The following is a 13,012-nucleotide window of genomic DNA, read 5'->3' as shown; positions in this document are numbered from 1 at the left end:
GAATTTTCTGAAAAATGACTGTGAGGGACGGACCTCTACATGGTTAAATGGACCCGAATTCCTGACATGACGAATGATCCGATGCCATTCGACATCATCTGTATCATTTCCCCTTCCCTCACTATTTCCTGAGAAATGAGTCGATGAATCTGTGAAAATGTCTGATTTTCTCTGTTCAAAGGAAAAATCTGTACCGGGATTCCCAGAACGGATTTACTTGAGGTGCAAAACGGTTATAGCAATCACATACACTGCCAGAGCATAATCTACAGTTTATATCACAATCAAAAAGGCTTAGAGATGCAAATATCCCTAAGCCTTTTTCGAATTTTCTTCTATACATGTTCAATAGATGCTAAAGCCAGTTTGATAAATAAGCGGAGGAATTCCGCTTATTTATCAAATAGAACTGAAAATATCTTAAATAGCCTGAAAGATTCCGGCTATTTACTCGATAAACGTAAAAATGCTCCATTTTGCTTTGCTTAACCGGAATAACTCCGCTTATATCCCGAACAAAGCTCCATTCTTAAACTCTTAACCGGAAAATTTCCGCTTATTTTTAATATTACGCCCCTCTAAGGCTTCTATCCATCATGCTTTAAAATCAACCTCATCATCCACCCAGACTTCCCCGTCTTTAAAGGTCATCTGTTCCGGATATCGAAGGTCCATTACTTCTTCCTGGATCTTCTGTGAAGGTGCCTTCGTCATGAGGGACACGACGATATTTGCAATGGCCGCTGAGGCTGCCCCGAACACACCTGCTCCTGTGTCAATGATTCCGAACAGGGTAATGCCTGATCGCGCCAGAAAGATGTAGGTGAGAGTCACCGCCAGCCCCACAAGCATCCCTGCGATCACCCCCTGGGCATTGGAGCGCTTCCACCAGACTCCAAGTAAGAGGGCCGGGAAGAACGTCCCTGACGCCAGGGCGAAGGCCCAGGCGACGATTTGGGTGATGACCCCTGGAGGATTCAGCGCCACCACTCCGGCCAGGACAGTAGCCACAACAATCGACCAGCGTGCAACCGCCAGACGATTCCGCTCGGTCGCATTCGGTTTGAATACGCGGTAGTAAATATCGTGTGCAAAGGAAGACGAAATCGCGATCATCAATCCGCCTGCCGTCGATAACGCCGCTGCCATGGCACCTGCCGCCACGAGCCCAATGACGAATACGCCAAGGTTCGCGATCTCCGGTGTCGCCATGACGACGATATCATTCGAAATGATGATTTCCTTCCATTGGAGGATCCCGTCTCCATTCGCATCAGCCACCTGCAGTTTCCCCGTGTCGACCCATGAGGCCGTCCAGGCAGGCAAATCACTGATTTTGCTTCCCGCTACTTTTGTCATCAAAATAAACCGGGAGAAGGCTGCATAAGCTGGCGCTGATAGATAAAGAAGCCCGATGAAAAGGAGTGCCCACGCACCTGACCAGCGCGCCGCCTTCATCGTGGAAACGGTATAGAACCGGACGATGACATGGGGAAGCCCGGCGGTACCGGCCATCAGTGTGAACATGAGGGCCATGAACTGCCACTTCGTCCCGTTTGTAAAAGGAGCGAAGTATTCCGACACACCGAGCTCACGGTCGAGTTCACCGATTTTCCCGACCAGCTCCCCGTAAGAGATCCACGGAGCAGGGTTTCCTGTTATTTGCAGGGACATGAAGATGACCGGGATCAAGTACGCAATGATCAATACGATATACTGAGCTACCTGAGTCCACGTGATCCCCTTCATGCCGCCGAACGCAGCGTAAAAGGCAATGAGGACGACCCCGATCATCGTTCCGACCTTGGCATCGATTTCAAATAGACGGCCGATGACCACACCCGAACCTGACAGTTGACCGATCGAGTACGTGAAACTGATAATAATCGTACAGATGGCGGCGATGACCCGGGCTGTGTGACTGTTATACCGGTCCCCGATGAATTCCGGCACGGTATACCGTCCATACTTCCTGAGCTGTGGTGCGAGGAGGAAGGTCAACAATAAATATCCGCCTGTCCACCCCATTATATAAGCAAGCCCGTCATAACCGAGAATCATGACAGTACCAGCCAGTCCAATGAACGATGCCGCACTCATCCAGTCAGCCCCGATCGCCATCCCGTTAAAGATCGGCGGCACCCCGCGACCGGCTACATAGAAATCCGATGTTGCTTTCGCTTTGTTATAAACCGCTATTCCGATATATAACGCAAAGGTCAACAGTATAATAGACGTCGATACGATAAACTGAGTATCCATTCATTCTTTCCCCCTATTTCTTCTCTATTTAATTTAATGATCCAGCGTTTTTCCGTAGCTAATCTGCTCATTCCGGCTTTCATCCAGACCATATTTCTTATCGATCACGTCACTCACCTTCGCATTCACGTAAAGCAAAACAATAAAAATGATGATCGATCCTTGAGCGCCCATGAAATAATGGAACGGAAATCCGTTAATGGTAAAGGTGGAGAAGCTTTCGGCAAACAGCACGATACCAAAGGAGGAAAGGAGCCAGATGACTAAATACAGTGCCATATATCGATTTTTTTCTTTAAAATACCGATCGGCTTTCGCTCTATCAATTTTCTTCATGTACGTAACCCCTTTTCAAGCTCATTATTTTAAACTGAAAATAAACTTCACTGTTTCAATAAACGGCACCGGGACAATGGCGATCTGCACAATAAAATAAATGAATAAAGACACGAATGGTATGGTCAGAAAGAATGCCCGCTTCTTTCTCAGGGCAAGGATGATGCACCCTCCTGTGATGAGTAAAAATAGACTGAAGTAGATCAACGTTTCACCTCCCGCTTTCCAAAGACTTAATTTTCTGAAATTTCACTCATGCCATCATTATCTTTACTGGAAAAAGCCTGGTCAATAAAGAAAAAACGACAACCGTGCGACATATGTTCCCCATTCATTTTTCTAAAATAAAGATATTTGAACATATGGTTAGATTGATTAATAGAATGACACTGGAAATGCTTTTCCAGTAAACCTTCCTCCCTGTCGAATTTCCAAGGAAATTTTTTTGGACAAGCAAAAAGGCTGACCGTTATTTCGGTCAGCCCTCATTTATAGGTGTTACTCTTCGTCTTTTACGTCAGCGCTGTCTTTGCTTTCTTGTTTCGGCTTGGCCTGGTCCTGTTTTTCTTCAGTGGACTTGTTTTCTTCAGCTGCGTCTTTTTCTTCCGTAGCTTTGTCCTCGGTAGCTTTGTTTTCGCTAGCTTGGTCTTCTACGGCATTTTCTTCAGCAGCTTCTGCATCCGGCTGGTCACCTGAAACTTTCTTGTCTTCAAGCTGTGCTTCTTGAAGAGTGGCAAGAGACTTATTGAAGTATTCCATTGGATTCACAGCAACATCCGCTTTACGGATTTCAAAGTGTACGTGAACGCCGGCCTCTTCATTGAATAAGCTCTTTCCTGATTTCGCAATGGCTTGTCCTTGATCGACTACATCTCCAACCGCGACTTCAAAATCTTTCACTGATTGATAACGAGTCACGATGCCTTTGCTGTGCTCGATTTCAATCGTATTACCAAGTAAGGAATCTTCCTGAACCTTTGTGACTGTACCGCTCATGGCAGCCAGAACATCGAATTCCTTCCCGTCTTTCGAGATGTCGACTCCTTGGTTCGGGTAGTACATGTTTCCATACACGACTAGGGCAGCTTCCTGTTCTTCAGCTGAAGCTTCAGTGTCGTAGAATTGTTTTTCGATCACTGTATCTTCAGGGCTTGAAACAGGCATTACAAAGTTTTCCAATGAACGATTGACTTCTTCTGCAGGCTGGTTGAACTCATTGTCAGTAGGAACTCCATCATAGCTGTAATCCTTGGCTTTCTCGTTTACATCATTTCCTGCCTGGTACCACAGAATCCCCGTGATAATGATTGCTGCACTTGCTAAATAGATTGCTGGGTATGCCCAACGTCTTTTCAAAAAGTTTTGAGAAGGTTGTTTCTTTTCTTCCTCTCTCATTTTCATCACCTCAGCAATCATTCTGAACAGAATTCTGAAAATATATACACATTGGCAAAAAAATTTTAATTTCTTATGTTTCGACAAAGTGGGGAGGAATATGTATGATCTATGGATTTTATTGAATTTTTTAAAAAGCGAATGCTGGTTGATTTCCGCTTCAGGTGCTCGCTTTCCGCGGGGCTGGCGGTGAGCCTCCTCGGGCTTTGCCCTCCGGGGTCTCACCTGTCCAGCGTTTCCCGCAGGAGTCGAGCACCTTCCGCTTCAATCAACTTTACTAGGATAAGTTTCTAATATAACTAAAATACGAAAAACTACATGTTAAGCAACATGTGACAAAATCTCGGATATTTCAATCTGACAGATTCCTGTAATCTCCCTGCATGGTACAATAATAAAAACAGAAAGGACGACTGGAATATGAAAACGTTACTTAAATATGTGCTGACGAATGCGCCTTTTCTTTATATGATACTGATTTGGATCATGTCGAGCAATCCCGATGATGCGGTGCTGCGGTTTCCTGATGATGGGATGGACCGGTTCATCAAGGAATCCCTCCACTTGGTTGAGTTCGGGATTTTATATGCATTGTTTGTCGTCGCACTGCTCGCACACGGAAGGCTTCGGTTCACATTGAATTTCACTGTTGCACTAGTAGCCATTTTTTACGGATTCATAGATGAGATCCATCAGTCCTTCGTACCGTACCGGTCTTCCACGATGATTGATGCCGCCAAGGATCTGATCGGGGTCACGGTCCTGTTTTGGATCGTAAACCGCACTTATTTCAGAAATCCGGATCACAGGTTGACGAAGGCGATGAAGAGGTTTGAAGCTTATGTAAAAAAGGATTGAGTACGGTCACCATGACCATACTCAATCCTTTTCTTATCTTTGTGCCGTCACCTTCTGCAGGAGTTTGCTGGACTCTGTTATTTTTACATCTTTATAATAATGGGTCACGATATCTTTATAATTCTTTCCTTCCTTCGCCATCCCATTTGCCCCGTATTGGCTCATTCCGACTCCGTGGCCGAACCCTTTTGTGGCAATGACGATATGGTCATCCTTCAAGTACCAGGTGAAGTCCGACGATCTGAGGCCCAATTTATCCCTGATCTCCCGCCCGGTGAATTCTTTCCCATTGATTTCTACTTTCGCCACCCTTTTGCCTTCGGTCCTTGATGTGATCGTTCCCACCGACCCGTCCTTAGGCAGTGTGACACCTAGCTTCTGTTTGAATTCATTGATCGGGATGATCTTTTGATCTTCAAACTTGGGTGATGCTTTGTCCCAAGGACTCTCCACACTCCGTAAATACGGGATATCATCTGTCCAGTATGCCTCTGAGTTTTCCGTATAGCCGTTACTTGTCGAGAAGAAGGCGGCCGTAATCGGTTTATCATCATATGTGAGAACTTTCCCCTTCGTTTCAAGGACCGCTTCTGAAATCTTCTTGATTTTCCAGTCGTAGTCGGAGCCCCATAGAGTGGCCAGTTCCTTTTGGTTTTTATAGACCTGATGGGATACCGTATCCGTCACATCGGCTCCCTTCGGCACAGAAGGGTCATCTGACAGAAGCTGATTGACCATATACGTCCTTGCTGCAAGGGCCTGTGCCTTCAATGCTTCCTTTTCAAAATCGGCCGGCATTTCACCCGCCACTACCCCTACGACATACTGCTCAAGGGGGAGCTTTTCGATGAGATCCTGACTGGATCGATACACCGCCACCTCGACCGAGTCTGCCAATTCTTCAACGGATAGTGAGTTTTTCAGTTTTTCGTCCAGGTTGGCCGTTTCCTTGTCTGATGAAAATGGGAGTACCAGCAGAGTAGGTACAATAAAGATGATGCTGATAAAGATTGAGAAGATGATCACTACGGGTTTCAACTGCTTCATGTTCGCGGCCTCCAATGAAAGATTAAATAGGAGAATGTCCTAGCACACTTCTCCACTCTCTTTCATATGTATGGTAGTGGACAAGCAATTATGAGTGTGAATTGGGAGAGTTTTGGGGTAGGGAATGATAGCGTGCAGGGGGACTTTGGTTTTTGAAAATAAATGGGGTGGTTTTGATAATAAAATGGGGTTTTTGAAAATAAGTGTGGTGCTTTTGAAAATATATACTGGTGACACCCGGATCTCGGTCTCTCAACTTCCGAATCCAGCCGTTTTCTTCTGAAATAGAGCCGTTCCCCTGTAAAATCCAGCCACTTTCCTGAAAAAAACGGCCGATTCCGAACATAATCCAGCCGAAACAATCATTAATCCAGTCGAATTACTTTTTTCACCAAATACCCGTCGCCCTCCACACCAAAAGCCCCAAACAAAAAAGGCAAGCCCTCCAAAAAGAGCTCACCTTTTTCACTATCTATTTACGCATCCTTGATCATGTCTTGCTGCTCAGAAACAGGAGTTTCTTCCGCTTCTTTCACACGCTCGATATCGGCACCAAGGCCTGCAAGCTTCTGATGGAAGTTCACATATCCACGATCTAAATGCTTCAGTTCTGTTACGCGAGTATAACCGTCTGCCACTAGACCAGCGATGGAAAGTGCTGCTGCAGCGCGAAGATCAGTTGCAGCCACTTCTGCCCCTTGAAGAGGTGTTGGTCCGTTCATGATGACAGAGCGTCCTTCGATCTTGATGTCTGCTCCCATGCGGCGGAATTCTTCCGCATGCATGAAACGATTTTCAAATACGGTTTCCGTGATGACGCTGGTACCGTCAGCTGCCAGAAGCAATGCCATCATTTGGGATTGCATATCTGTCGGGAAACCTGGATGAGGCATTGTTTTGATATCGACGGATTTCAGTTTCTCCGGTCCGATGACACGAAGACCTTCTTCTTCATCGATGATCGTAACGCCCATCTCTTCCATCTTCGCCACTAATGAAGATAGATGTTCAGGAATCGCACCTTTTATAAGGACATCACCTTGAGTGATCGCTGCAGCTACCATGAAGGTTCCTGCTTCGATACGGTCAGGGATGATGCTGTGCTCGACACCGTATAGGCGTTCAACACCTTCGATACGGATCGTGCCGGTTCCCGCACCTACCACGCTTCCTCCCATTTTGTTCAGGAAGTTCGCTAAGTCGACGATTTCAGGTTCTTTTGCTACGTTCTCAAGGATGGTTGTTCCTTCTGCAAGAACGGCTGCCATCATGATGTTTTCTGTTGCCCCAACACTTGGGAAGTCCAGATACACCTTGGCACCTTTCAGTCTTCCATCTACTTCAGCTTCGATGAAACCATTTCCTACCTTCACTTTGGCTCCCATTGCTTCAAAGCCTTTTAAGTGTTGGTCGATCGGTCTTGATCCAATCGCACAGCCACCAGGAAGAGCGACACGCGCTTTCCCCGTACGGCCTAAGAGTGAACCCATTACAAGAACAGATGCACGCATTTTACGTACATATTCGAATGGTGCTTCTACAAACAACTCTCTAGATGCATTCACGATGACTTCACCATTGTTAAACTCTACATCTGTATTTAAATGACGTAATACTTCATTAATCGTATATACATCGGAGAGTGGTGGTACATTTTTAATGACACTGTTTCCTTCACTTGCTAATAATGTAGCAGCGATGACTGGTAAAACGGCATTCTTTGCTCCTTCAACTTGCACTGTACCGCTTAAACGCTGACCGCCGCGGACGATAATTTTTTCCAAGAGTATTCCCCTCCGCGTCCAATTTCTCTATATTAATATTCAATAATTAGGATGGGTGTGCCAATCACAAAGGTTGTCTTAGCGCCCATTCCGCTTTTCCGTAGACCTAGTTGTATGTTCATATCATCATTTTTTGTTGGTATAGTCCGTGACATTTGTTGCGAGTAAGCTGAAATGGAATAAAAGTCTTCTTCTTTAAGTGATTCCAATTCTTTCGCGTCTAATTTCGACATTAGTTCGACAGCCTGATTCGACAAAACTTTCTCAAGCTTATCATTGAATTCGCCTTTTATACAAGAGAAAATCATAGGTTTAGAAGTGAAAATGATTTCCATATTTGGGATAAATTCAGACTTGATATGCTGCTTGGTCTTTTCTCCCAACGTTTTCTGATTTCCGCGCATTTCATACATAATGTACGATACCGAATGCCCGTTTGTGGGGGTATGCTGCAATTTAATGGTTTCTTCCCCGTGAGACGTCTGACGTTGTCCCACAACCACTACTCCTTCAGCTGACTTTTCTGTCACCCAGTCAAAATCAGAAAATGTTTCCTGCATAGTAGTACTATATTTGGCAAACCCTTTATTCGTGAAGCTTTTTTTGTTTTCTCTTGCATATAGAGACCATTCAGTTATCTGACCTTGAGAATGAACAATGGCTTGATCAAGCTTTTCAATGTCTAATAAATGCTTGGCTACGATAGTGTTGTTCCCATTAATGACAGGAAGAAAACCTAATCCAACCAAAAAGATTAAAATAATGTAAAAATACCGACCCATTTTTCATTCCTCCCCTTACTAAAAGTCTGTCCGAATAGGGGGAGAACATACTTGAAAATTGTCGTCATCTTTTTACAATTATTGAGCTTTCAAGCGAGTCTTATGAAAAGGGTTTCACTTTGAAACTTTTTCACAAAGGCACGAACACAAAATTAATCTTACTCAAAACAGTGCCCCTTGAAAACATGCTGGAAGGCCTATTTTTTGTCAGATCTCTACTTATTCAAAGAAAACCGGCAAGCTCTGAGACCATAGGTAATAATCCAGTAAAAAACGGCTGACGGCTGACCCGATTGCGACCGTTAGTAGGATATACAATAGTCTCCCTTGTGCGACTCGATTCTTCTTCAGGAGCTTGTCCAGCTGAATGGCTTGCAATGCCCAGAACGTAATCCCGAATACAAATAGATGCACAAGCATGCTGACAAGGGCCTGTTGACCAAAGCTTTCCACCACTCTTCTCACTCCTTCAAATGACCAAATTCGACACACATAGACCATTTTAACACATTATTCAGTAACTATATATGTATTTTGCAAATTTTTTGCAGAGGTCCGTCCCTCAACAAAACCACCCATTACTGAGGATTGTAATGGGTGGTTTCCATTAGGTACGTGAGGTGTACCGGGGAGGTGTTGGTTGGAGGTTCTATTTCTATTTCTATTTCTATTTCTTTTTCTTTTTCTTTTTGCCTGTTTGGCCTTTTTCCATGCATTCGTAGTAGTATCCCTGGCAGCCGCATTTTGCCTGTTTGCCCCGGCCCTTTTGTTTCTCTTTGCCGCCTTTGGCATCCTGCTGACCCATATCACCGATCATCCACTGATATTCGCCGTAGTTTTTACACTCCTGCTTCCCTTTTCCTTGTCCTTTTTTCGAACTCATTTTCCCATCCTCCTTTTGTCCTTTCCTATAGTCTACGCTCCCTTCCCCTCCCGCGTTTGGGTTGTCCCCGCCTAAATCAGAGCCTATTTTTTCATAAAGATTTTTTCGGAATAATTTCATAGGAACTTCCATTGCTCTGTCTATGTTTGAGTGCGATAGATGGTGATGGGAACGGCTTCGCTTTCCGGCGGACGAACGGCCAAGCCTCCTCAGCTTCGCTTCCGGGGTCTCGGCACGCCCGTTTTTTCCGCAGGAGTCTACGCCGTTCCCCTCACCATCTTGAAGAGATATCGTGACAGAGCTTACTAGCGTAATAAAACGAATAAATAGTTTCTTACTATTCAAGCTAAAATCCACCACTGAACACGTTGTTAATTACCTGTTTTTAGCTGTGCATGGAAGTAGATAAGTCCACCACCTATAAAGTTGATTGGAGTGGAAGGTGCTCGACTCCGACGGGAATAGCGGGAAAGTATGAAATGCGGAGGCGGCTTGCTCAGCCCCGACAAGCATAAGATGAATGGACTAAGAAGGCGACCTTTTGCCTTCTAGGGCCATTTAGCTTATGACCTCGAGGGGCTAGCCGCCGTAGCTGGGCAGTGAAACCCCACAGGGGAAAGCCCGCGGAGGCTCAACTCACGCCCCGCGGAAAGCGAGCACCTGCAGCGGAAATCAACCAACCACTATCCTCTTAATCGCAACAAAGCTTCCGTTTCCCCTGCCCATTTCCCTCCTAACGCCAACTAGTCCACTAAAAAGGGCGTCTGTAGTAGTACGACGTCACGGCATGTCACATATACATATAGTGAAAATGTTTATATACAACTGGAGGGAACAGGTATGAATAAAGAATTAATGTCTTCGCTAGTCGGGAAGGTTGTCAAGGTGAATCGCGGCGGTCCTGAATCGCGTACCGGAAAGCTTCTTTATGGAGGGGACGATCATTTCGCTCTTTTAACAGAAAAAGATGGAGTGATTTACTACAACACTTCCCATGTTAAGAGCATCTCCCAAAACATTAAATCCGGTCTGCCGTTTAATGTGGAGGAGCTTTCTGAAGAAGGTCTGGAGTTTATGAAGGAAGACACGTTTGGAGCTTTACTCACCAGCTTGAAATATCAATGGGTGAGCATCAACCGCGGTGGTCCTGAGAAACTCGAGGGAATACTTGAGAATTCGAATGATGAATTCGTCACACTCGTATTGAATGAAGAGGTTGTCCGCCTGGCTGCATTCCATGTCAAAAGCATCAGCTACGGCGTGAAGGCTAAAAAAGCAGAGAAAACGGAAGAAGAGAAGTAATCTTCTATATCAAGAAAGGAGAATCATGAATGAGTAATTTCACCGATTCATTAAAGGGATTAACAGGTTATCAGGTCAATATCATTCTCAATGACGGTACAAAACTGTCAGGTCAATTAGCGGAGGTCAGTACGGATTATCTGACGGTCTACTCCAGTCAAAACGAAACATTATATTACCCGATTTCACAAATCCAGGCAGTCACGAAGAATTCCAAGGATGTAGAAGCGTTGCCTATTACGGACGACCACCTGAAGGGTGAAAAAATGTCCGATGTTTTGTCCCAGAGCTTACTCAGCTGGGTGACGATCAATGGATCCGGAAAGGCTTCCTACTCAGGGATCCTTTCAGCCGTGGAAGAAGACCACATCGTGTTGACCCAGGGGAAGGACAGGGTGTATCTGCAGCATGCCTCCGTTCTGAACATTTATGACGGAACAAAGAAAACGACTTCGGATAGTCAAGACAACTCATCCAGTAAAGATAGTTCCTCACAGAAACAAGACTCTTCAAAGAACCAGGAATCATCCAACAAGAGCAATTCAAACCAAAAATCATCACAGCAACGTTCTAAAAACCAATCTTCTACAAAATCCTCCTCTAAAAATACGAAGAAAAAACAACAGCCTGCTTTCTATTACGATGAACTTGAAGGGGCAAAATCCCCTTCCTCAAAAAAGAGAACCTCCAAGTAAAGACGGCAGAATCTGAGTAAAAGTTGGTCATAACGGATGAACAGGCTAATGATATTCATGAAAAATCTCAGCATCCTCCTGATTGATTGTTGCAGTTGAAGAAGATGCTGGGGTGATTCATAAAGGATTGCGATTTGAAAGGAGGAATGATCATGTTCTTGATCATCTATTTTGTACTTTTGGGAAGTATCTTTCATCTTCTTTTTATTAAACCCGCTATTTCTAAAAAGGTGGACAAACATCCACTCTTTGAGCATTTAGATGCTTCGCCTTCTTCTATCACAAATGAGGCGAAATCACATGCCCGATAATATGTTTTGGTTTATGACGATCATTTTCTCCCTTACCATCATCGTCATGTTATGGAGACCGTTCGGGATCAATGAAACCATCCCTACATCCATCGGGGCTGCCATCGTTCTTCTTATAGGAATCGTTCCCTTCAGCGATGTGTTTACCATCGTGGATATTGTGAGCGGGGCGGCTCTTACCATATTATCGACGATTATGATGTCCATCGTCCTTGAGAGTATTGGTTTCTTCCGGGTGGTGGCCGTGAATATCGTCAACAGGTCGAGGGGGTCGGGGCTCAGGCTGTATATCTATGTGATGATATTATGTTTTATGATGACCATGTTCTTTAATAACGACGGCAGCATCCTCATCACCACTCCGATCATCATCCATATGACTTCCCTATTGAAGCTCAAGAACCATCAGAAAATCCCCTATCTTCTATCAGGTGCCCTTATTGCCACTGCAGCCAGTGCGCCCATCGCCGTCAGCAATATTTCAAATCTCATAGCCCTGAAAATCGTCGGTCTCACCTTGCAGGACTACGTTCAGATGATGTTTGTGCCTTCCATGGTCGCCATCCTCGTCATCGCTTATCTGCTCTACCTCTACTTCCGCAAATCAATCCCGAAAAGAATCCTGGATGTCTCGATCAATTGGAAAAAAGATGCCCAAGCCTACTCTTACTCCCATCCTCTTTCCTCGAATGAGCAGAAGAAAGAAATCGATTTTACCCTGATCAAGTATTGTTTGCTGATCGTCGTTCTCACCCGGGCCGCCTTTTTTGCCCTGACCCCTTTTGGCGTACCACTTGAAATCATCGGTATGGTCGGGGCCGTGTTCATAATCTTCCTCAGGTACATCCGGACCAGGATGGGGGTCGTGGATATTATCCGAAAGACGCCTTGGCATGTTCTATTGTTCGCTTTCAATATGTACGTGCTGGTGTATGGATTGAAAAATGTCGGGTTAAGCGACTTCATCGTTGATCAATTCAGGGATCATATTGTCGGACAGCCCTTCAATGCCAGTATCTTGATGGGAATTTTTCTTACCGTGATTTCCAATCTCTTTAACAATCTGCCGGCTGTGATGATCGGCACCTTATCCATTACGGAGATGGGACTGGACCCCCACATTTTGCAGATCGCTTATTTAGCCAACGTGATGGGGAGTGACATTGGTGCTTTATTGACACCAGTGGGCACGCTTGCCACATTGATCTGGATGTTCATCTTAAAGACCCACGGAATCACCATTTCCTGGAGCCGCTATCTGAGGGTGACCATATTCGTTGTCCCAGTCAGCCTATTAGTCGGATTATACAGTTTGTACCTTTGGATAGAGTGGTTATTTTAAACTAGGAAGGAGTGT

The 13,012-nt window shown here is 45.0% G+C and carries 14 protein-coding genes; 5 read left to right on the top strand and 9 right to left on the bottom strand.

Annotation, left to right across the window (positions count from 1 at the left end; genetic code table 11):
- Positions 1-594: 594 nt before the first annotated feature.
- From ACSQ2E_RS01240 to ACSQ2E_RS01225, 4 genes are all read right to left on the bottom strand, one after another.
- Positions 595-2,262: a sodium:solute symporter family protein gene (locus ACSQ2E_RS01240; RefSeq protein WP_435988990.1), complete on the bottom strand. Its 1,668-nt coding sequence runs from the start codon at positions 2,260-2,262 to the stop codon at positions 595-597.
- Between the two features lie 33 nt (positions 2,263-2,295).
- The gene (locus ACSQ2E_RS01235; RefSeq protein ID WP_435988989.1) at positions 2,296-2,598 is read right to left on the bottom strand and encodes a DUF4212 domain-containing protein; all 303 of its coding nucleotides are present in this window, start codon (positions 2,596-2,598) and stop codon (positions 2,296-2,298) included.
- A 24-nt stretch (positions 2,599-2,622) separates the two neighbouring features.
- Positions 2,623-2,805 (bottom strand): hypothetical protein, encoded by a 183-nt coding sequence (locus tag ACSQ2E_RS01230; protein WP_435988988.1) that lies wholly within the window; start codon positions 2,803-2,805, stop codon positions 2,623-2,625.
- Between the two features lie 291 nt (positions 2,806-3,096).
- Positions 3,097-3,993: a peptidoglycan DD-metalloendopeptidase family protein gene (locus ACSQ2E_RS01225; protein ID WP_435988987.1), complete on the bottom strand. Its 897-nt coding sequence runs from the start codon at positions 3,991-3,993 to the stop codon at positions 3,097-3,099.
- Positions 3,994-4,413: 420 nt separating this feature from the next.
- Here ACSQ2E_RS01225 and ACSQ2E_RS01220 point away from each other — a divergent pair, with 420 nt between their 5' ends.
- Positions 4,414-4,851 carry a VanZ family protein gene (locus tag ACSQ2E_RS01220; protein ID WP_435988986.1) on the top strand — a complete coding sequence of 146 codons (438 nt, stop codon included), beginning with the start codon at positions 4,414-4,416 and terminating at the stop codon, positions 4,849-4,851.
- Positions 4,852-4,884: 33 nt separating this feature from the next.
- Here the strand turns inward: ACSQ2E_RS01220 and spoIID are convergent, their stop codons facing one another.
- The 5 genes from spoIID to ACSQ2E_RS01195 form a co-directional block, all read right to left on the bottom strand.
- Complete coding sequence (gene spoIID / locus ACSQ2E_RS01215; protein ID WP_435988985.1) at positions 4,885-5,898, bottom strand: stage II sporulation protein D; 1,014 nt, start codon at positions 5,896-5,898, stop codon at positions 4,885-4,887.
- Between the two features lie 476 nt (positions 5,899-6,374).
- On the bottom strand, positions 6,375-7,682 hold the full coding sequence (gene murA / locus ACSQ2E_RS01210) for a UDP-N-acetylglucosamine 1-carboxyvinyltransferase (RefSeq protein WP_435988984.1): 1,308 nt from the start codon (positions 7,680-7,682) through the stop codon (positions 6,375-6,377).
- 32 nt (positions 7,683-7,714) lie between these two features.
- Positions 7,715-8,464, bottom strand: a complete 750-nt coding sequence (locus ACSQ2E_RS01205; RefSeq protein ID WP_435988983.1) for a YwmB family TATA-box binding protein — start codon at positions 8,462-8,464, stop codon at positions 7,715-7,717.
- A 219-nt stretch (positions 8,465-8,683) separates the two neighbouring features.
- Positions 8,684-8,920, bottom strand: a complete 237-nt coding sequence (locus tag ACSQ2E_RS01200; RefSeq protein WP_060672855.1) for a DUF1146 family protein — start codon at positions 8,918-8,920, stop codon at positions 8,684-8,686.
- Positions 8,921-9,131: 211 nt separating this feature from the next.
- Positions 9,132-9,692 carry a hypothetical protein gene (locus ACSQ2E_RS01195; protein ID WP_435988982.1) on the bottom strand — a complete coding sequence of 187 codons (561 nt, stop codon included), beginning with the start codon at positions 9,690-9,692 and terminating at the stop codon, positions 9,132-9,134.
- 495 nt (positions 9,693-10,187) lie between these two features.
- On the opposite strand from ACSQ2E_RS01195, the gene ACSQ2E_RS01190 reads away from it, so the two are divergent.
- From ACSQ2E_RS01190 to ACSQ2E_RS01175, 4 genes are all read left to right on the top strand, one after another.
- The gene (locus ACSQ2E_RS01190) at positions 10,188-10,649 is read left to right on the top strand and encodes a hypothetical protein (protein ID WP_435988981.1); all 462 of its coding nucleotides are present in this window, start codon (positions 10,188-10,190) and stop codon (positions 10,647-10,649) included.
- A 29-nt stretch (positions 10,650-10,678) separates the two neighbouring features.
- Positions 10,679-11,344, top strand: a complete 666-nt coding sequence (locus ACSQ2E_RS01185) for a hypothetical protein (RefSeq protein ID WP_435988980.1) — start codon at positions 10,679-10,681, stop codon at positions 11,342-11,344.
- Positions 11,345-11,496: 152 nt separating this feature from the next.
- Complete coding sequence (locus ACSQ2E_RS01180; RefSeq protein ID WP_435988979.1) at positions 11,497-11,655, top strand: hypothetical protein; 159 nt, start codon at positions 11,497-11,499, stop codon at positions 11,653-11,655.
- Positions 11,645-12,997: an arsenic transporter gene (locus ACSQ2E_RS01175; protein WP_435988978.1), complete on the top strand. Its 1,353-nt coding sequence runs from the start codon at positions 11,645-11,647 to the stop codon at positions 12,995-12,997. Before ACSQ2E_RS01180 ends, ACSQ2E_RS01175 begins: the two co-directional genes overlap by 11 nt.
- The last annotated feature ends 15 nt before the right edge of the window (positions 12,998-13,012 follow it).

The sequence above is a fragment of the Rossellomorea sp. LjRoot5 genome, from assembly GCF_964253455.1.
Lineage (GTDB): Bacteria > Bacillota > Bacilli > Bacillales > Bacillaceae_B > Rossellomorea.
The sequence above is the reverse complement of the archived record's forward strand: the minus strand, read 5'-3'. Positions and strand labels throughout refer to the sequence as shown.